This window comes from Allorhodopirellula heiligendammensis (assembly GCF_007860105.1).
Lineage (GTDB): Bacteria > Planctomycetota > Planctomycetia > Pirellulales > Pirellulaceae > Rhodopirellula > Rhodopirellula heiligendammensis.
In genome coordinates, this window is sequence record NZ_SJPU01000003.1 from 1 (window position 1) to 19,421 (window position 19,421).

16 protein-coding genes are annotated in these 19,421 nt (G+C 56.0%); 4 read left to right on the forward strand and 12 right to left on the reverse strand.

Features of this window, described 5'->3' with window-relative positions; all coding sequences use genetic code 11:
- Positions 1-176: 176 nt before the first annotated feature.
- On the reverse strand, positions 177-305 hold the full coding sequence (locus Poly21_RS27765) for a hypothetical protein (RefSeq protein ID WP_302119829.1): 129 nt from the start codon (positions 303-305) through the stop codon (positions 177-179).
- Between the two features lie 441 nt (positions 306-746).
- On the opposite strand from Poly21_RS27765, the gene Poly21_RS20045 reads away from it, so the two are divergent.
- On the forward strand, positions 747-1,919 hold the full coding sequence (locus Poly21_RS20045) for a zinc-dependent alcohol dehydrogenase (protein WP_146408866.1): 1,173 nt from the start codon (positions 747-749) through the stop codon (positions 1,917-1,919).
- Positions 1,920-1,931: 12 nt separating this feature from the next.
- Here the strand turns inward: Poly21_RS20045 and Poly21_RS20050 are convergent, their stop codons facing one another.
- From Poly21_RS20050 to Poly21_RS28340, 3 genes are all read right to left on the reverse strand, one after another.
- Positions 1,932-3,998: a hypothetical protein gene (locus Poly21_RS20050; RefSeq protein ID WP_146408867.1), complete on the reverse strand. Its 2,067-nt coding sequence runs from the start codon at positions 3,996-3,998 to the stop codon at positions 1,932-1,934.
- A 56-nt stretch (positions 3,999-4,054) separates the two neighbouring features.
- Positions 4,055-6,052 carry a WD40 repeat domain-containing protein gene (locus Poly21_RS20055; RefSeq protein ID WP_146408868.1) on the reverse strand — a complete coding sequence of 666 codons (1,998 nt, stop codon included), beginning with the start codon at positions 6,050-6,052 and terminating at the stop codon, positions 4,055-4,057.
- A 208-nt stretch (positions 6,053-6,260) separates the two neighbouring features.
- The gene (locus tag Poly21_RS28340; protein WP_146408869.1) at positions 6,261-6,521 is read right to left on the reverse strand and encodes an Rrf2 family transcriptional regulator; all 261 of its coding nucleotides are present in this window, start codon (positions 6,519-6,521) and stop codon (positions 6,261-6,263) included.
- Between the two features lie 84 nt (positions 6,522-6,605).
- On the opposite strand from Poly21_RS28340, the gene Poly21_RS20065 reads away from it, so the two are divergent.
- Positions 6,606-7,328, forward strand: coding sequence for a tetratricopeptide repeat protein (locus Poly21_RS20065; protein ID WP_146408870.1), 723 nt, complete (start codon positions 6,606-6,608; stop codon positions 7,326-7,328).
- Between the two features lie 216 nt (positions 7,329-7,544).
- Here Poly21_RS20065 and Poly21_RS20070 read toward each other — a convergent pair whose 3' ends face one another.
- From Poly21_RS20070 to Poly21_RS20085, 4 genes are all read right to left on the reverse strand, one after another.
- A complete protein-coding gene (locus tag Poly21_RS20070) occupies positions 7,545-8,408 on the reverse strand; it encodes an endonuclease/exonuclease/phosphatase family protein (protein WP_146408871.1) in 864 nt (287 codons plus the stop codon).
- 117 nt (positions 8,409-8,525) lie between these two features.
- Positions 8,526-10,121 (reverse strand): alpha-L-fucosidase, encoded by a 1,596-nt coding sequence (locus tag Poly21_RS20075; RefSeq protein WP_146408872.1) that lies wholly within the window; start codon positions 10,119-10,121, stop codon positions 8,526-8,528.
- 123 nt (positions 10,122-10,244) lie between these two features.
- Positions 10,245-11,276, reverse strand: a complete 1,032-nt coding sequence (locus tag Poly21_RS20080) for a zinc-binding alcohol dehydrogenase family protein (protein ID WP_146408873.1) — start codon at positions 11,274-11,276, stop codon at positions 10,245-10,247.
- A 2-nt stretch (positions 11,277-11,278) separates the two neighbouring features.
- Positions 11,279-12,226: an aldo/keto reductase gene (locus tag Poly21_RS20085; protein WP_146408874.1), complete on the reverse strand. Its 948-nt coding sequence runs from the start codon at positions 12,224-12,226 to the stop codon at positions 11,279-11,281.
- 384 nt (positions 12,227-12,610) lie between these two features.
- Here Poly21_RS20085 and Poly21_RS20090 point away from each other — a divergent pair, with 384 nt between their 5' ends.
- A complete protein-coding gene (locus tag Poly21_RS20090) occupies positions 12,611-13,480 on the forward strand; it encodes an AraC family transcriptional regulator (RefSeq protein ID WP_146408875.1) in 870 nt (289 codons plus the stop codon).
- A gap of 32 nt (positions 13,481-13,512) precedes the next feature.
- On the opposite strand, the gene Poly21_RS20095 is transcribed toward Poly21_RS20090, so the two are convergent.
- From Poly21_RS20095 to Poly21_RS20105, 3 genes are all read right to left on the reverse strand, one after another.
- Positions 13,513-15,024: a BNR-4 repeat-containing protein gene (locus Poly21_RS20095; RefSeq protein WP_302119835.1), complete on the reverse strand. Its 1,512-nt coding sequence runs from the start codon at positions 15,022-15,024 to the stop codon at positions 13,513-13,515.
- 127 nt (positions 15,025-15,151) lie between these two features.
- Positions 15,152-16,405 carry a hypothetical protein gene (locus Poly21_RS20100; RefSeq protein ID WP_146408877.1) on the reverse strand — a complete coding sequence of 418 codons (1,254 nt, stop codon included), beginning with the start codon at positions 16,403-16,405 and terminating at the stop codon, positions 15,152-15,154.
- Between the two features lie 251 nt (positions 16,406-16,656).
- Positions 16,657-17,952: an NPCBM/NEW2 domain-containing protein gene (locus tag Poly21_RS20105; protein WP_146408878.1), complete on the reverse strand. Its 1,296-nt coding sequence runs from the start codon at positions 17,950-17,952 to the stop codon at positions 16,657-16,659.
- Here Poly21_RS20105 and Poly21_RS20110 point away from each other — a divergent pair.
- Positions 17,951-18,754 carry a (5-formylfuran-3-yl)methyl phosphate synthase gene (locus Poly21_RS20110; protein WP_146408879.1) on the forward strand — a complete coding sequence of 268 codons (804 nt, stop codon included), beginning with the start codon at positions 17,951-17,953 and terminating at the stop codon, positions 18,752-18,754. The genes Poly21_RS20105 and Poly21_RS20110 overlap by 2 nt on opposite strands.
- Here Poly21_RS20110 and Poly21_RS20115 read toward each other — a convergent pair.
- On the reverse strand, positions 18,734-19,318 hold the full coding sequence (locus Poly21_RS20115; protein ID WP_146408880.1) for a pyroglutamyl-peptidase I: 585 nt from the start codon (positions 19,316-19,318) through the stop codon (positions 18,734-18,736). The genes Poly21_RS20110 and Poly21_RS20115 overlap by 21 nt on opposite strands.
- Positions 19,319-19,421 lie beyond the last annotated feature (103 nt).

The window sequence follows — 19,421 nt, forward strand, 5'->3', positions numbered from 1 at the left end:
GCTGGGTTCGTGGGATTCTCTTTGCAGGACGGTTCCATCGACGGTCCAGGTAATGAAGAACGCCAGAGGTTCCGAGTTGTCCATCTCACTATATTAGCCGTTGGGCGCTAGCCCCGGTTGTTGTTGGGGAGGCGACGCGTTTGGTTGGTGGGGCAACCGGGGCTAGCGCCCATCGGCTAATTTTGGATGCGGTCGTTGCGGTTGAGGAACTCGACGATCTGGCAGGGTTCGTGGGATTCTCTTTGCAGGACGGTTCCATCGACGGTCCAGGTAATGAAGAACGCCAGAGGTTCCGAGTTGTCCATCTCACGATATTCGCCGATGGGCGCTAGCCCCGGTTGTTGTTGGGGAGGCGACGCGTTTGGTTGGTGGGGCAACCGGGGCTAGCGCCCATCGGCTAATTTTGGATGTGATCGTTGCGGTTGAGGAACTCGACGATCTGGCAGGGTTCGTGGGATTCTCTTTGTAGGACGGTTCCATCGACGGTCCGGGTGATGAAAAACGCCAGAGGTTCCGAGTTGTCCATCTCACTATATTAGCCGTTGGGCGCTAGCCCCGGTTGTTGTTGGAAACGCGAAGCGTTCAGTATGTGGGACAAGCGGGGCTAGCGCCGAATGGCTAAATGAGCTATCTGTCTTGTTCCACACTCGAGGGTTCAACGAGCGGAAATACTCTTGGCTCGATGGCACGTGAAATGCATTGTCAACAAATATCGAACTCCAATTTTCACGCAGAGGAACAGCACGATGAAAGCGATTTGTTGGCATGGGCGACAAGACATGCGGGTCGACAATGTGGATGATCCGAAGATTTTGGACGCTGGCGACGTCATTATCAAAGTCACCTCCACGGCGATTTGCGGTAGCGATCTGCATCTGTACAACGGGTACATGCCGTCGATGGAAGCCGGCGACGTGGTGGGTCACGAACCCATGGGGGTCGTCATGGAGGTTGGGAACGCGGTCACCAAGCTGAGTAAGGGAGACCGAGTGGTCGTCCCGTTCACGCTTTCCTGCGGACATTGCTTCTTTTGCGAACGGTTGGAGTATTCACTATGCGACGAATCGAATCCAAACGCTGACATGGCAGCGAAGGTGATGGGCCACTCGCCGGCTGGTTTATTTGGCTTCTCACACATGCTCGGTGGATTTGCGGGAGGCCAAGCCGAGTATTTACGTGTCCCTTACGCGGACGTCGGACCGATCAAGATTCCCGATGGGATTCCTGATGACCAAGTGCTGTTTCTTTCTGACATCTTTCCCACGGGATACATGGCCGCTGAAAACTGTGGCATCGAGCAGGGGGATACCGTGGCGGTGTGGGGTTGCGGACCGGTGGCTCAGTTCGCCATTCAGAGTGCGTGGATGTTAGGGGCTGGACGTGTGGTCGCCATTGACCGAGAGCCGGAGCGATTGGAGATGGCACGCACGCATGGAAAAGCCGAGACGATTCATTTCGAACAGGAGAACGTTTACGAGCGACTGATGGAAATGACCCAAGGCCGTGGGCCCGACCGGTGTATCGATGCGGTGGGTGCCGAGGCCCACGCAGCGGGAGGCGTTCGCGAAGTAATCGACGACGCGAAGGAGGCCGTTCACGTCCCGGCAAATCATCCGTACGTTTTGGCAGAAGCGATCAAGTGCTGCCGCAAGGGGGGTACGATCTCGATCCCCGGAGTATACACCAGCACACTCAACGGAGTGCCAATGGGGCCGGCGATGAACAAGGCACTGACATTCAAGATGGGACAAACCCATGTTCAGCGATATTTAAAGCCGCTGTTGCAAAAGATCGTGGAAGGTGCCATCGATCCCTCATTCGTGATCACACATCGAGGCTCGCTCGATCAGGCACCTGAGCTCTATAAAACATTTGAGCAACGCAGCGACAAGTGTATCAAGGTAGTTCTCAATCCATAGAGAAATGCGCTATCAGTAAGCGGCCTCAATGACAAATTCGTAGTCGTCGCTTCCGACGGGAACGTCATTCAGATTGACGATGGCGATACCCGCAGTATTGCGTTCGAGGACGACCATTCCTCGACCTCGTATTCTACGCAGCTTGGGATAGTTCAGCGTCGTGTCTGAGGGTAGGAAGCTGGTAACGCCTCGGTTCTGAAAGACGGGAGTTTTCTCGGGCTGCCATAGGTACTGATTCAGTTCGATGGTCGGCACGGGGTTGCCAAAGTGGTCGATCCACCGAGCGCCTTCTGAGCTGACCTCCAATCGCCCGGCCCCATCGAGATGCAGTTTAAAATGCAAATCGACATGCGGCAGGTCGAGTTTTGAAATGTCAGCAACGATCTGCTCGTGCTCAGATCCGGACAGGGACGGTAACGCAGCGAGGTACCATTGTCGCGATCGGTCGTGGGTGCCTTGTCGTTCCAAAGTTGTCAGAGTTGTGCCCGCATCTTGCCATTGTCGAGCGATCTCGATATGGGCAGCGGAGCTCTCTGGGGTTGCTAGATCGATTTGCGCACAGGCCTTCAGCGACATATCGGACCCTTCGGAGAGCAAGGGTAACCCTCGCTGCCAATCGCGACAGCTGAGTGCAAAAAACTTGCCCAGGCGTGTTTTGGCATCAGCATTGAGGGTATCCACCGCTTGGCCGAGTTCACTGGACACTTTCTGCTGAGCGGTTGTCAGCGGCTTCAAACCTGCCAGACGCCTCGATAGCTGTTCCTCTAGGTCAGTCCGTTGGTCAGTAGCGGCGATTGACTGAGCCGCTGCGACGTAGTCGGTGGCATGTTCGTACTGGTGAATGTCTGACGCATTGTCGGCCCATCGGAGTGAGGCCGTGATCAGTTCATCGCCGGGGATGTCAACGGTTGACTCTTGAGCTGCCTTGAGAAGTCGCAACTGGGCGTGATGGACATCGAACTGATATTGATTCGAGATCTCAGCGAGTAATGTAGCCGCACGTTTGAATGCACCACCCATCGCTAGATACTGACAAGCTTGCCGCAGTTGCACGTATCGCTTGATGGCCTCTGCTTCATTCTTGGACTGTTCCAAGACTACATCTGCCAACTGAATCTTTTGGTCTGCAGTTTCGGCGTCGTCAGATTGTCGTTGCAATTCAGCCAAGAGCTCTTTGTGCGATTGTCTTAACGCACTGAGTTCGAATGCGGGCGTGGGTGGAAAGTTACGCTCACGCACCAGAGAAGGCGGGACGACCACTGTTTCATCGAGTTGGCTCTGGTTGGTCGGAGCACCTTTCAGGATCCATTTCACGACAACGGGAACTAGCCACGGGCCTCCTGCATGAGGTTCGACAGGGGAGTAGGAAACGCGACCGCGCTGGTATGCGATGGTGACGAACACGGGGTCCTCGGGATTGTGCTCGGCACGGCGGTCGTCAGGGTCGCTCGCTGTGGCACGTTTGAGCATGACCACGGCTGTTCGATCTTCGTCCACCGTCACGTTTCCAAATGAATGCACGTAAGGGGGTGATGGCACCAGTGATTCAGAGCCTGCGAACAATACCTCCGATCGTCCCGAGATTCGCTCGAAATGATCGTTGTGAAAGTGCGTGGTGTGAATGCCGAATTCTTGGAACTGCTCTGTGTTTCGGCCGTTGTAGGATCCGAAGACGATCAGGTGTCCACCGTTGGCGACGAACTCTCGCAAGGATGAAAAGACCTGTTCTTTTCGCGCCTCATCCTGATGCCATCCGAGGAAGTCCACACCGTTACTGCCAATGATGATTGCGTGGTGGTTTGAGCAATCCAGGGGTAACGTCTCGAGGGATGGAATCGAGTTGAAACGAAGATTCATCGAGTCGCAGATTTGCTGCGCCGCGACCGCATCGGATGCTCCATCCCCAACCACATAGAGCAGCGATTGGTCGTCCGAGCGGTATTGCAATCTCAGCTTTGGCGTCAGGTCATCGTCAGCGAAGAGCACCATAGCTGTGGTGACCAATGACCAAGTCGCCAACACGAAGCAACGCTGCATGAGGGTTTGATCGAGAGTGCCAATGGACTTAAAAGTATTCATCGTTGCAGTGAAGTGAAACGCGAGGATGGGAGTTCGCATGGATGGGGGCCTGATCGTCACTCGGCGGGCATCTTCCAGATGCGGACGCTGCCATCGGCACTAGCCGAGAGTATACGAGTGCCGTCAGGAGTGAAGGTCACTCCTTGAACATTGAGCCGGTGGCCGGCGAGAACTTTCAGCACGGATTGATCGTCCGTTTTGCACACAATCACCTTCCCTGGCGGGACGGGCTCTTGGCCAGAGAACGTGCCGGCGACGAGATATTGACTATCAGGTGAAAAGGCGATCGATGTGATGAACTCAGCGTCGGTATTGATGCGGCCACGTTCACTGAAGTCATCCGCATTCCATAAAATGATTTCTCCACCAGCGCCTGCACCGGCAAATGTTTGGCCGTCAGGTGACCATGCTGCGCTGTAGACTCGTGGCGAAAGGGATTCAAAAGTATGTAGCAGTTCTCGCGTCTCGGTGTCCCAGACCTTGAAAGTTTGGTACGCGCCGGTGAGCAACCGGGATCCGTCGGGCGACAGTGCCAGTGCATTGCTACTCGCTTGTAACGCTTCCTTCCATTGGTAAGGCAGCGGTGTATCGCTGATCCGCCAGAACTTGACATTGCCTTGGGTGTCGCCCAACGCAATGGCGTCTCCACTGAGTGCGGTGACAATGCAGAAGGCATAACCATCGATCTGCCCGACCACAGAAAAGGCATTTTCGCTCACGAAATCCTCGGTCCGTAGATCACTCAGGATGACCATGCGTTGGCCGCCCGCGGAGACGCTCATGGCTGTCTGTCCATTGACCGTGTGATTTGAAACAACATCGAGCGTGTGCGGCCAGAGTGGATGCTCGGCATCCTTCTGGCCAGTCGCAATATTGTATGTGGAAAGGGAACGTGGCCAAGCAGACGTTTTACTGACGACAAAACTATCGCCATCATTGATCACACTCACACGATGGACATCGTAAGGCCCAAGTTCGACGACATGGAGGGATTCACCCGGGTCTTCGCTGTCAAACGCCCATCGAACGGTGCGTTGGAAATCGATCTCTTGTCTCCAGATACTGGTGTCCCAGCGTCCTTCGAGCCGTTCAATCATGTCTCTGGCCACGGGGCGGTCGTGGGCAATGTGAGCGTAATACGCAATTTGGCCCAATCGGTAGGGAGAATCAGGGACTTCGTCGAGCCATCTCAACAGGCCACTTTTCACTCGTTGCCAATCGAAGCCCGTTTCCGAGAACTCCGTTTCTTCTTTCGCATCGAACGCACTCATGGCGACGATCGCGTAGACGGCATCCCCAATTTCCGCATGGGTTGCATCGCTCCAGTCTTTCGCAAACTGCAACAAATCGCCCTCCTCACCATACCATCGTGGGAGCAAATAGAAGCTCATGGCAGAGGTCGTGGTCACAAACCAGGGATCAATTTCAAATGCCTTTTTGAGATATTCCTGCATGGTCTCTCGGTCATGTCCCAGGTAATGGCCGACGCGCATTTGGTACAAAGCAATGCAGGGATCCTCAATGTTTTCCAGATCCGCGATTTGTTCAGCCCGTTCCAGGACCAGCTCGGCCTCATGCAATGCTGCGGTCATTCCCAGCTCGCCCTCCGTCGTAATGGTGCCAGCCAGGCCGCCACCCCGATATTTTTTCGCAAGTGTCCACAGGCTGTCTGCCAGCGCAATCTGGGAGGCCACCGAAGGAGATTTCTCGCTCCAGGCCACCAACAGCTGTCTGCGATCGTTCACCGCCGCACGTGTGCGTCCAGCGCCTGAATAGGGTGATCCCAAGATTTCGTAGTAGGCTGTCAACAGACTTCCACCCCTCGCCACGCGAGTTTTCTTCGCCCGAGCGTCGGCGATCAATGCATTCAGCTGCTCGTATTCGCGATTGAGAAGGAGCGCTTCGGCATGCTCGATAGCCTGCTTTATATCATCATCGAAGCTGTTTTGCGCCTGCAGCAGTCGCGGACTCAGCGAGACGACGGTTGAGAGCAGCAACCCACAAGCGATCACATGGACGGGCGGCAGATGAAAGATTCGTGTCGCTGCTGACATCCTAAATCTCGAAATGTTGTGTCAATGAAGCATTGGGTTTTCGATCGGATTCTCGCCCGCCCGAAAAATTTATTCTAGTCTCTGAATCACGCCACGCTTGATTCACGTGCGATTCGGAAGCCCGTTGGCCCTTGGCATTATTAATGCGCACTCGCAGTTTTTGCGTTTTGCGTCCGCTTGGGAATACCAGGGGGTCGTGTGCACCAAACTACGACGCAATCCCACCGCACGCAAGCGTCCAACCGCCGCCAAGTCGTTTCTCAAACTGTACGTAGGCTCGCTGTCGGAGTTCTGCCATGACGCGTCGAACGGCCCTCGGATTCGTGCCGATCGTCTCTGTCAGAGGATGGGGCGTCACGGGGCCCACCTGTTCCGCTGTATGAAGTAGGATGTGAAGCACGCTCGATGACTTGCTGTTTCGTATCATGTAGCACGCTGTGTCGCATGAGTGCGGGGACATCGAAGGCATGGGCGTTGCGACGTGTCGAGACTCGAGTCCGCGCGTCCTCGCACAGTCGCATCATGTCAACAACCGGATCAGGACCAGCGAAGTATGGGCACTCTCCAACGGCCAATCGTCACGGCGCCATTCTATGTGAGCTTCCTGCTCAGTGGAGTCCTGGTGCAGCCAGTTCGGGCCGGTGAAACCGAGGCCCACCAAACGCGTCACGCAGTTGCAATTCAGAGAGCTGGTGCTGCAGTTGCCGGACAGTCTGAGCCTTCGCCGAGTTCATTGGTAGGTTTGGGGGACGCGTTGTTGCGGGGTGGTCGATGTACGGAAGCGGTGGAGAACTTTGAGCGAGCGATCAAACGAAGTCCAGAGTCCGAGCCTTACCTATGGCAGTACGGGATCGCGTTGTTTTTTGTTGGTCGGTACGATGATGCTCGCGCACTATTTGAAAAACATCGGGTCGTTAATCCGCACGACGTTGAGAACGCCGCGTGGCACTTTTTGTGCGTTGCCAAAGCGGATGGCATCGAAAAGGCTCGCAGAATTCTCTTGCCGGCTCCCGGCGATTCCCGAGTCCCCATGGGGGCGGTTTTGCAGCGTCTTCCGGGAGGCGATTTTGGGGCGATCGACGAAGCGGTTGAGAAGACTCGCCGCACACCTGCGTACGCATCGGCTCAGTTCTACGGAGACCTGTACATCGGGCTGATTGCCGATGCGGAAGGAAAATCACTTATCGCTCGCGAACACCTTCAAAAAGCGTCATCAGCCAAATTGACGCATTACATGGCGGACGTCGCCCGCGTGTATGCCAGCCAAGTTAAATGACCTATTATTTGATGATGCCCAAGATTCTCCTGTGGTCAGCCTGTTGAATTGACCGTCGCTCGTTTTCGCAGAGGACCGCCGGGACAATATGAGGCGGATTCTGAGTGGCCATTTAGCTCACGGAATATCGGTTTTCTGACTGCGGTACGGATCTTGTTACAGAGCCTTCGTGTCACGAATGGGAATCTTGCTACCCTCCCAGTGTGACTGCGTAGTTCACTGCGTTGATTCAAAGACGGCGAGTTGGGGCAGGTGGTCACTCAGCGCAAACGACTGCTCGTCGTCCATGTTCAGTCGAAAGCCTCCTTCAAACAACGGCCGCGATTCGGCAACACGGTCTGCGATGGGCCCGGCGGCCATGACATAATCAATTCGCCATTTGGGAATATCAGACTTAATCGTCAGACCCTCTCCCTGTCCGATTTTGGCGAACGTATCCACCCATCCAGCATCAATCCAAAGTTTGTGTTCCTCTGTGTCGGGGGCGTGGTTGAGATCCCCGATTAGCAGCATCGACCGACCAGCATCCAGATCCGGTTTCATTGCTGCGATCATCACTTGGATCTCTTTCAGCCGCACAGTAGGATCGGCGGTAGGGAAGAGATGTGCTGAATGAACGATCAATTTCTCATTGCTCGGTAATTGGACCGTAGCTCGCCCCCAGTGCCGGGTGAATAGCTCGGTCGGTCTCGTGCCGCTAACGGGTACGTTTTGCGATTCGATGATTTCAAACCTGCTCAGCAGAGTGCCTGGCCAATTGCCGCCGCTGGGAAATCGAACGTGATTCATGCCCAGTATCTCGGCAACTTCTCGGGTCAGATTTTCACTGGGCGATTCAGAGAAGTTAATAATGTCAGGCGCATAGAGGTCCAGTTCCATCGCCAGTCGCTTTGCCATCTGGCCTTCGGCGACAGCTTGTTTGGCACGCAACCGTTGCTCAGGCCACCCCTTCAGTTTGTAAATATTGTACGCAATGACTCGAAGCGAGGATTCAGGAGGTTCGTTTGCGAGCAAGTTGTCGTTGGCAAGAGCGAGGCTCGCTCCGATCGCGGTACCAAACTGACGGCGTGAAATGGGCATGCTTGTTCCAGTGAAAGCCAGAGGGATCCCGATTCTATACCATGTGAGTTTGCCTGGGGCATGAAGAACAGGTGCGCGACCGCGCCGACGCCTCGCTTTTAGGCTGACAGTTCCAGTTCAACGAATTTTCAGAACGTAGGCGAATTCGCATGGCTTCGCATCGGGCAACGTCACGTGTAGCCCTTCGCGATCCGCCTTCCACTGAACTTCATCAGGGCTACCGAGTAGCTCAATTGAATCAATGTCGGTCAGAGCGAATTCAGCACCGTCGGCAAGTGTCTTGATGGTCACTTCACGGGATTCTGGCCAATCGAGAAGGATGGCGTACAGAGTATCGTCTTTGCTTGTGAAGCGAATATCTTTTGCGGTAAATGGCAGATTCTTCTTTTCGGATAGGTGCCCAGTGGCGGTTTGGGTTGGCCCCTCTCCGTATACCTTCCAGTGAGTGGTGTGATAAATGGCTTCGCCATTGATCCGCAGCCAATCTCCGATGCTCAGCAGGATCTTTTGATCTTCCGTAGGAATTGTCCCATCGGCACGAGGTCCGACGTTTAAGAGCAGGCATCCGTTTTTGGAAACGATGTCGACGAGGTCATCGACCAATCGTCCGGCGGACTTGTATTTCTGGTTCTGGGTATATCCCCACGAGCTACTGCTGATGGCGGTGTCGGTCTGCCAGAACGGTTCGCGAATAGCATCCATCTTTGAACGCTCCAGGTCCAAGACGGCGGCGTCTTCGGGAAAGGCTTGCCATTTGTAGTTGATGACGCCAGGGGAGCCGGATCGTTTCTGGCTGACGTCGTAATAGTAAGCCGCAAACCGCTGGAGGTATGGCGAGAAGTGGTTGGTGTCGTAGGTGGTTTCTTGGCCTGCGGTAATTCCGAAATCGAACCAGACCAAGTCGGGGTTGTATTTATCGACGAGCTCGCAGGTACGAGCTAGCCAGTCGTCCTTGAACTGTTTGTCTTGCGGCTCAAAACGGGCTTGATAGTTGTCTGCGTCCGGTTCAAACAGAAACGGCATCGGTCGCCCGTAAAGCCGAGCAAACTGGGGGGCCGCATTATCAAATTCAGGGCGACGGACGTAGTATTTCCAATTAAAGGCACGGTGACTGCTCAGGCCCAGTTTCATACCCCGTTGCCGAATTGACTTGCTCAGCTCTGCGATGATGTCGCGATGAGGCCCCATCTCGGTCGCGTCCCATTCGGTAAAGCTGCAGTCGTACATTGGAAATCCGTCGTGATGCTCTGCGACGGGAACGACATACTTCGCGCCCGCTCGCGCGAATAAATCAGCCCATTGGTCCGCGTTGAATTTTTCCGCCTTGAACATCGGGATGAAGTCCTTGTAGCCGAACTTCGACTGGGGACCGTACGTTTCGATGTGGTGAGCAAAAAAGTTGTCACCCCTCCGCTCGGTGTCGATATACATTTGACGCGGATACCATTCGCTCCCATAGGCAGGAACACTGTAGACACCCCAGTGAATGAAGATGCCGAATTTCGCGTCCTGATACCATTGTGGAATCTCGTACTTGCCCAATGATTCCCAATTGGCGTGAAACGGACCTTCGCCAATCACCGCATCGATCTTCTCCAGGGCTGGGGCAACCTGTGGATGAGGTGCGGTGGCATCATCCGCTGATGCGGTTAGGAGAGCTGTGCCCATACTGAGCAGGCACACGAGGGTTGCAAATAGGTTAGTTCGGCGCATCAAAATAGGTTTAGACAGAAGGGCAGATTGAAAACTCACTGCGGCCTTGGCTTCCTCCCTCGGCCGCGATAGGAGCATTGCCACCGATATTCCTCATCACGGTGACTCGGTAACCGAGAGTATTTACTCAGTAACCTGAATCATCGCTTTGATGACTCCTGAATCAGGGGCGATCCAGCGATCGAAGACTTCGGGGACGTCGTCGAAGGATGCGTGATGGGTAATCCACGGATCAGTATTGATCTTGTCGTCTTGGATTAAACGAATGATGCGTACAAAGTCCTCCGGTAACGCGTTGCGGCTGGCCAGGAGCGTTAGCTCGCGTCGATGGAAGACTGCTGCGTGTGGAAACTCGAGGTTGTTCTGGGTGATGCCGACGTAGACGACGCGACCGGCATAGGCAGCGAACTCAAAGGCACGAACCATACTGTGATTGTTACCGGTGGCGTCGACGATCACATCGGCCAAACGTCCATCCCCGAGCCTGCGAATCGAATCAACGTCCGATTCATCGCCTGTCAGGAGAACCGTTTTGGCAACTCCCATCGAATTGGTGACGAAGTCCAAACGCTGCTGATTGATGTCAGCCACAATCACATTTGCGTCGGCAAGCCGAGCAAACTCCAGAGCGGACAGGCCGATCGGGCCAGCGCCCAAGATCAGCACGTTCTGGCCAGGTTGCGGGGCACCGCGATTGACCGCATGGCAACCGATAGCAAGCGTCTCGACGAGCGCCGCTTGTTCATAGCTCAACGAGCCCACGCGGTGTAGCTTTTGGGCGGGAAGGATTACCTGGTCGGTCAGCCCACCGTCACACATGACGCCAAAGGTTTGATTATGTTCGCAGCAATTCGTATGTCCCCGCAGACAGGAATCGCACTTGCGGCAGTTGATGTAGGGTTCGACGCAACACCGATCGCCTACGGCAAGATTCTCGACACCTTCACCGACCGCGATCACTTCCACTCCCAGTTCATGGCCGGGAATGCGAGGGAATGCGAAAAACGGAAATCGACCGAGGTAGCATCCCACGTCGGTGCCGCAGACACCCATGCGATGGACACGGACGAGCACTTCGCCCGCTCCCGGTTGCCCGGGTTCGGCAATGTCGATTCGCTTCCAGGTTTTAACGTCGCTGATTTGTAGAGCTTTCATGACTAGTTGTTCTCCGGGAGACCTTCGGCGTGACTGATATTGTGGACAGGTTGGAAGACTGCGAGGACATCAGCGAGCAGTTCCTGGTCGATGGGCTCATTGATCCATTGAGCCCATTTGCGAATGTTGTCTGGATTGGCACTTCCGGCCACCGTGGTGGCGAGGTCGGGATGACTGCAGGAAAACTGCAACGCCAATTTCGCGATATCAACTCCGCGGCTTTCGCACAATTCAGCGGCTTTTCGAGCGGTTTGCTGAACCTCGGCAGAGTCTTTGTGCCAGCTCGGTAGGGTCGCATTGGTCAGCAACCGTGCGGCAAAAGGGCCCGCGTTCATGATGCCCACGCCTTTGGGTTTGAGCTTGGGCAGGACGTCATCGACCAAACGTGTGTTCTGCAGCGTGTACTGGTTGTACGACATGATGCAGTCGAGCTCCGTCTGTTCAGACATCTCGGTGAACATCTTCATGGGGTAGCCGCTGATGCCGATGCAGCGGACCTTACCCGCCTGTTTTGCTTTCCGGAGGGCAGGCAGGGTCTCTTCAACAATCTGGCCCAGCGACACAAACTCGATATCGTGGCAGAGCACGATGTCGAGGTGATCGGTTCGCAATCGGTGCAGACTGACATCGATGCTTTCGGCCACACGTTTGGCGGAATAGTCAAAATGATTGACGTCGAATCGGCCGAGTTTGGTGCACAGCTGATACTCCTCGCGTGGAACGTTCTGCAACGCCACCCCAAGCAGCACTTCGGACATGCCCCGCCCGTAATAAGGTGACGTGTCGATCAGATTCATGCCACATTCAAGTGCAACGCGAACGCTCGCAAACACTTCGTCCATTTGGACGTTACGGAACTCGGCCCCGAGCGATGATGCACCAAAACTGAGGATGGGCAAGTCGAGTCCGGTGTTGCCAAGCGGGCGGGTTGGTAGTGGCTGGGCGCTCATCAATGTTTCCTATTCGAGAAAGTAAAGTGGCGTGTGACTCACGACGAATTGATCTATTCGGTGGCCAGGCTAACGTTCAGTTGTGGATCAAGATGCAGGTAGGATGGTATCCACCGGCCGATCGAACCCAGTGGATTGCCGGTGCCAACCGGCCCCAGGGGAAGCCCTCCGCTCGAAAATAGCTCGGTGTGTCGGAAGACTGGTGGGATGCGCGTAATTGCGCAGTGGCCGGATGTCGGTAACGGCTGCTTGACTTGGCGTGAGACATGATTAGTGTCACGGCAACCCACGTCAAGTTCTCTTGTGGTTATGATTATGTCACCAGTGAGATAAACTTCGATAGCCGATTTTGACCCTACCATACCCATTATTAACCTGGCTTTGATGGCTAGCGATCCCGATTTTGTTTCCCAACAAACCTACGATGCGAGGCGATTTTATCTCGATTTGGATCCGTCGAAGGAGAAGCCGCTCACGGTCGTTTGTGGTGGCGTCGAGCGGATGGAGGATGATTATGTCGTTGAGCGGACGGATTTTCCTTATTTCGCCATCGAGTGGGTTAGCGAGGGAAACGGTCGGCTGACGATGGGTGCCAAAGAGTACGAACTGGCGATGGGAACGCTGTTCACCTACGGCCCCGGCATCGCGCACCAGATACGCAACGTGGGCCCCGGCAATATGCGCAAATACTACGTTGATCTGGCCGGCTCGGAAGTGGCGGTGAAGCTGCAGGAATTAGGACTGCTGGAGTGTCGCCCAGTGACGATCAGCCGGCCGTACGAGCTGGTCGAACTATGGAATTTGATCGATCGCGAAGCCCGGGAGGTTGGCACCGCATCCGCAGCGATCTGTGAGTCGCTCGCGCGGGTGTTGCTGCAGAAGATCGGGCAGCGAATGGTTGTTTCGGGAGGTGGTGATTTCACCGAGGCATTCCATACCTTTGAAATGGTTCGCCAACTTATTGAAGAGCGGTTTCTTGAGCTCAAGACAATCGAAGAGGTCGCAGCGCAGAGCGGGATTTCGCCCATTTATTTATCGCGACTGTTTAAGCGATTCGCTGGGTCGGGCGCGTACCGCTTCCTGCTACGACTGCGGATGAATTACGCCGCAGAGCTCTTATTGGAACGCGGTCTCAAGGTACGTGCCGTGGCTGAGCGGCTGCAATACGCCGACACGTTTCAATTCTCACGGGCGTTCAAACGGGTTTACGGAGTTCCTCCGAGTTCGCTGGCCCGTAACGCGACGCGACGTTGACGAACACGGGAATGTCCGGATCGGGACACTCCCTAGTTCTGCTCGAATTTCACTTGTTCGGGAGCTTGGCTGTCGCTGTGCATGTGCTTTGGCAACCGGAAGACGTTGCCTGCGGAATCGCAGAAATACAACTGGGACGGCGAGGGCTTACGGCCGTGCCCGTCGGCCCAGAAACCGTAGAACTCGGGAGCAGCATCGACAGGCCGTCGCACGTACGTGTGGTTGTAAGGGCTACCGCCGGTCAACTGAGTTGATTGCCACGAGACGCCGCCATCGCGGCTCTTCCACATCGCGATTTCGCCGCCGGGATTGAATGGCTGCGGTCCCGGCTCGGTTGGTGCAATCACAGTCAGCGATTGATCGTCGTGCAGGTACAATGACCCCATGTCGTAATTGTTGTCTGAGGTGGTGACGTCGTGAATCTGCCATTGATCCCCCGTCCAGCGGGCCAACCGCCAGGTGCGCGGCCCATTTGCCGGTCCAGACGCATAACCTTTGGAGGTGATGAATAGGATGTGCGGGTTGCCATCGCCGTCCAAGGCAATGTCCTTCATGTACACAAGCAATTCTTCTTGCTCGTAGTCGTGAACCAGGCCCGCATTGTCGCGGTCGGTCAGCGGGAGCGTCACCGCGGTGCCATCGGCGGCCTGCCACGTGTTTCCTTGGTCCAACGTTTCGACATAGTACAGGTTCGTTCGCCAGTTCAAACCTTTCTGACCGGCGTGTCCAGCAAACTCGTGGGGGTGGTAGTTGAATGCGGTTGCTGCTTTGGTGTCATCGACGGCACTGATTTGGTAATGCCCAGCTTCGATGTCGGCAACATGCTGTGTATTCCATTTGAGTCCGTCGATGCTGTGGGCGAACAGGGTCTTGCGTTTGGCAAAGCTGTCGTACTTGGTGTAAAAGAAGCAGAAACCTTGGCGATCGCTGTGCCAGGCCTGCATGTATGAAAAGTTGGTGATGGGTGTCGCCCTGTCGCTGGCCATGTCGACCGGAGTCACCCGTTCAAAATGCCGAACGTCATAGGGTTCTTTGCTCTTATGAACAAAGGCGGGACGCGACCGGCCGTGAGCTGTCGAGTAGATCCACAGGTAGCCTTCGGTATCGATGGTCATGACGGGGTTATCATGGGCATCGAGGGTATGCTTATCACACAGAATCGTAGGACGGACGACTTCTCCGGTAGTGTGGTCGAAGTAAGAAACCATGTGATAGATGGCTCCATCGGGCGATTCACCGTCAAGATTCCCCTTGTCCAACTCGGCGCTGAACCTCTCGATGTAGTCGGCATCGACGCCGCCGTAGCAGAAGAAGGTTTTGTTGACTTGCGGTCGATAAACCGCCATCGGTTTGTGTTTCGCGCAGTAAGTGCCGAGCCCACCGCTGTACTTGTAAACAAATTCACCGCCGATGCGTTGGTTGAAATACCACAGTCCACGATAACCATCGGCGGTGGCAGCCGCTGTGGGCGGACTGTCGGCCGACACCGACGTGGCGAGTATGAGCACGCTCAAGATGGCGTCGCGGGTAGCTGTTGCAATCAAGTTAATTTCTTTCGTTGCTGTGTTAGACAGAACTCTGGTTTGTTGGCCCAGGCCCGATGGTGGAATGATCTCGTCCGCAGGCGACTTTCACGCTCAGGACAATGGTCGCAAACTAGGACGACCGGCTTCACTCTTCGCTTTCCCACTGCTCGAACTGAGGTGATTGGACGAACGTTTCGAAACCTTCATTGTCGTGGAGGTCACCAAATTGCAGACCAAAGCGATCTCGCATGATTCGGAGTCGCTTGAGAACCTCGTCGTGGTCATTCGTGGCTAATGCGACGGTGGCGGCGTAGTCTTGGGCTTCGAGCAGCGGTGAGGCGTCCACATCGGCATCAGCGACCATCGCACGAGCTTGGTCGACTGCGCCAAGGTTGGCGAGATTCGCACCGATCATCAGGTCCAGGAAAGGATCACCGCCAGTCCACTGGGTCATTGCCTCGTGGGCAGCAATGAGCATGGTGGGATCTTCACGCATGACAGCGACATCCATGGAGATCAATCCTACTGAGGCGTCTTCAGGGAACTCAGCGACGTAGCCTTCAACCGCTGCAAGGTACGCTGCTTCATCTTCGACAGGGGTTGCCGCGATGCGGTAGAGCATCGACGTTTTGAATTTCTTGATGTCTTCAGGCAAGGCATCGAGGAGTTGCAATGCTTTCTCGGTGTTACCGGACTGTATCGCTTGGCTGATTTGAGTCTGCAGTTCCAGTCGCTTCAATTCGGCTTTGGCCTGCCCACTGATACGATCGACGAATGAGTTCTGACTTTGCGCGGCGGCGCCGACGACAGTTCGCAATGTATCTGAAAACGCTTCGCCGGTGGCCGCGATGAACAACTCATCCGCTTTGACGATGCCAGCTTCGCGAATCAGGTGGAGGTCGTGATAATTAATTCGCCCATTGTCATCTAACAACCGGAACACGACGTGCGATTGTCCATCGCGGTAGACCGCACCGACTAAATCGTAGGCACCCTCTCGGGTCAGATAGGGCGTCACGGACTGCACAAACTTAGTCGCCGCGGGTCCGGCGCCCTTAAGGTATCCGTTGCGAAAACGTTCATTGTCGACGAGGCCTTCGAGCGAGCGGTTGAAGATTTTCTTAAAATCCAGCAGCTGTCCGACTTTCACGCCATCGCGTGTCATGATGGCATCCCGCCACTGACTGCCAAATGCCTCCGCTTCCGCAGGGGTAACCATATCCTGGGGTGCGTCCTCCGGTGGCGAGGTCTCCGCTCGCGCCAGCGAGAGGGGCTGGTGAGGCGTCTGACTTGCCGTTGAACCTCGATCGCAGCCGCTGAGCATCACCACCAACAGCCCCCCCAAGACCACCGCTTTACCAAAACGTGGGACGATAGCGAGCAGTGTTCGGCGAAGCATGAGAGCACTCTGGTGGAGAGAAAACGAGCACGGGACAATGATTGGCTCACAATTCTAAGGGATTCGAGCAACGGACTCCTCGCATTTTGACACTGCCACGGCAAATTTTCTGATGCAAGCAGATCGATGAGTCCTTCATTGTCGCAAGGCGTGGCCGACATGATCGCTGGTTGGTTGACCAGGGCGGGTGACTAAAAGTAAATGGCATCACCTTGCCCACTATCCGCTCAGAGAGCCGAGCGACCATTTCACTATTTTGCGATCATCGGGTCCAGCCAGTAGCCGTGATCGCGGTGGGTTCCGTCGCCGGCGTCTTCGACAATCAATTCGAGCTTGTTGGCCCCCGAGATGTTTAATTTGCAGGGCACCAATTGGCCGGGGCGCGTCACGGGGCTGCGCCAGGTTTCCTGGCCATTGACTCGCACGACGAAGACGACCGAGCCAGGCGGGCCGTCACTGACGGCACAGGTCGCGGTCAGCGATTTCCAGTCTCCGCCAAGGTTCCAAGTATAAGCAGAACTGGCGTGCGCGAAGATTCCTCGACGCCTCACGGTTCCGGTGACCTCAATCCATAAATCTTCAGGGCTGTAGTCGAACGCGGGAGTTCGCCAGCCGACGGTGGCAGACGCCGGACGCAAGTCACAGAGTGACCATGAGCGAGCGTCGGCATCGGGCGCAAGGGGACGTTGACTAGGTGGCGTGAGCATCGGCAGGGCCAGAGCCTTGGCGGGCTCCTCGTCGGGAATCGCAGCGGTGAGACGCGCGGCCTCGCCGGCTGCGCCGATTCGCAGGTTCGCTAAAACGGGGGCGAGAACGAGTCGCTCACGCAGCGATTCGGTATTCACCTCCCCTTCGCTTGAAACCGAAAACTTCATGCCAGTTTGCGTAAAAGCGTCTCCGTTGACCTGGTAGGGAGAACGTTGCCGAAATCTCATTCGCTCGCTGTCCCAGTCCATCACGGCGGTGAAGACGGCGATCGTTTCTTGAGTGGGTTCGATTCCAGCGGCTCGCAATGCGGGCAGGCATTCCGAATAGATCATGGCACCGGACGCCGGTTCCTTCGTATTGTAGGCCTGCCAAGGCCGCTCGCCTCGGACCTCGGTGAATCGAAGCAATCCATCCTCGTCGCGGTCCAACGCGACGGGCTGAGCAGTTAAACCGTAGCTAGCGATTTGCTCAGCGTAGAACTCGGTCATCGAATCCAGGACTCGTGTTAGTCGCTCCCGATAATGGGCTGCAGGCTCGCGATCGGAGGGCAGAAAATACGCGAATCGCAATCGGCGCTGCGACGGCAGGGGCTGATTTTCATGGTACTTCTCAAGGCGTTTGTTGGCTAATTCTGCCTGCTCCGCTGTCGTCATGATTTGTTGCGGGATGGCGTCTGCGGCCGGACAGAGCAATAACATCAACGCTGTGAGCGTGAGACTCCGCCGGGAACGCGGGTGAAGTGTTGCTTGCAACCGTTTGACCTGATCGTTCATTTCTTTTTGTTCACGCTGTGGATGCCGAATTTTCTTCGCGGTCGCCTCAGCATACACTGCAGCCATGTCGACATCACCAGCTACCCCCGATCCACGCCGCTGCTCGCAACTCTTGGTCAGCGTGCGCAATCTAGAAGAAGCCCAAATCGTGGCGGCAGCGAGAGTTGATGTGATTGACTTTAAGGAGCCTCGGTCGGGACCTCTGGCTCCGGTCGACGCCGGTGTTTGGAGCTCGGCCGCGCGAGCGTTGCCCGACGCCGTGCTGTCGGCCGCCCTGGGTGAGTCAAGCACGGCAGTCGCGTTGGCGGGACATGTTCCCCCGGTGTTTCGGTTTGCCAAGGTTGGTCCGAGCCAGCAGCGGACACCATCCCAGCTTGAGCGTCTGTGGGGCGAACTGCCACTCCCTGGCAGTGTCGAATTAGTGCCGGTCGCCTATGCCGATCACCAGGCTGCCGATTGCCTTGAATTGGAGGGCGTCCTCGACAGTGTCATCGCCACGGGGCGGGGCCGGTTGTTGATCGATACCTATGGCAAAGACGGTCGCTCGCTGACGGATCACTTCGGGGCGATGGATTTAGCGAAGCTGATCGCCCGGGCCAGGGCCGCCGGGATTTGGATTGCGTTAGCGGGCTCGCTACAACTCGATCAAGTGAAGCAGCTAGTGCAGCAGGGCGTCGTTGCCGATTGCTGGGGAGTTCGCGGCGACGTCTGCGTGCGCGGTGTCGCCCCTGCTCAGCAACGTGCGGGGGCACTTGACGCAGGTCGTGTGGAGAGTTGGATGCAAGGACTCAAGCTGTTGGCCCTCGGGCCGCAGCACGGTGCAGCCGCTGCGCCGAGGGTCACCGGTTCAGCAGCGTTGTTCCGATAGCTGTTGGATCATGATAGCGAGGGCTGCGCTGACCATCGGCGTGCTCATGCTCGGCGAATCTGAATTATCACGAGCGACCTGGGCGGGCGCAAGCGGGATATGGACGAAGGCGGATGCCGTTCGCATGCCAAACGAGCTGATGTAGTGTTGGCTCAGGAAGAGCGCGGCATTGCACAAATAGGTACCAGCGTGGTGGGAGACGGCCGCGGGAATACCGGCTTCGCGAATTTGAGCGGCGACGGCCGACAAGGGCAGCGGGCTGCGATAGGCGGCCGGGGCATCGGAAAGAATCTCGCTGCCGTCGGTCCGCAGGTTCAGGCCAATCGATTCGAGCCGCAGTCGCGAAGAGCCAGGTGCTTGCCCACAGTGCACAGCGAAATCGTAATCCTCTTGCAGTTCCGCACGTAACTTTTCGCTCATGCGTCCCAGATCCACAGGATACCGGCGGGTCACGATTTCAACGGGGCCATCATACCAGCGTGTCAAATCGATCAAGGCCAGCCAACTGGCATTGTCGGGCCAGCGGTCGTACGGTTCGAAGGCGGTGAGCAGGACGCGAATCACGGAAACAACATTAACCGGAAGGAGGAGGAACTAGGGGAAGTATAGTTCCCACTGGGCGCCGTGATTCGCCTTGAATGGGATTTTTCGGTACAATCCAGGCAGA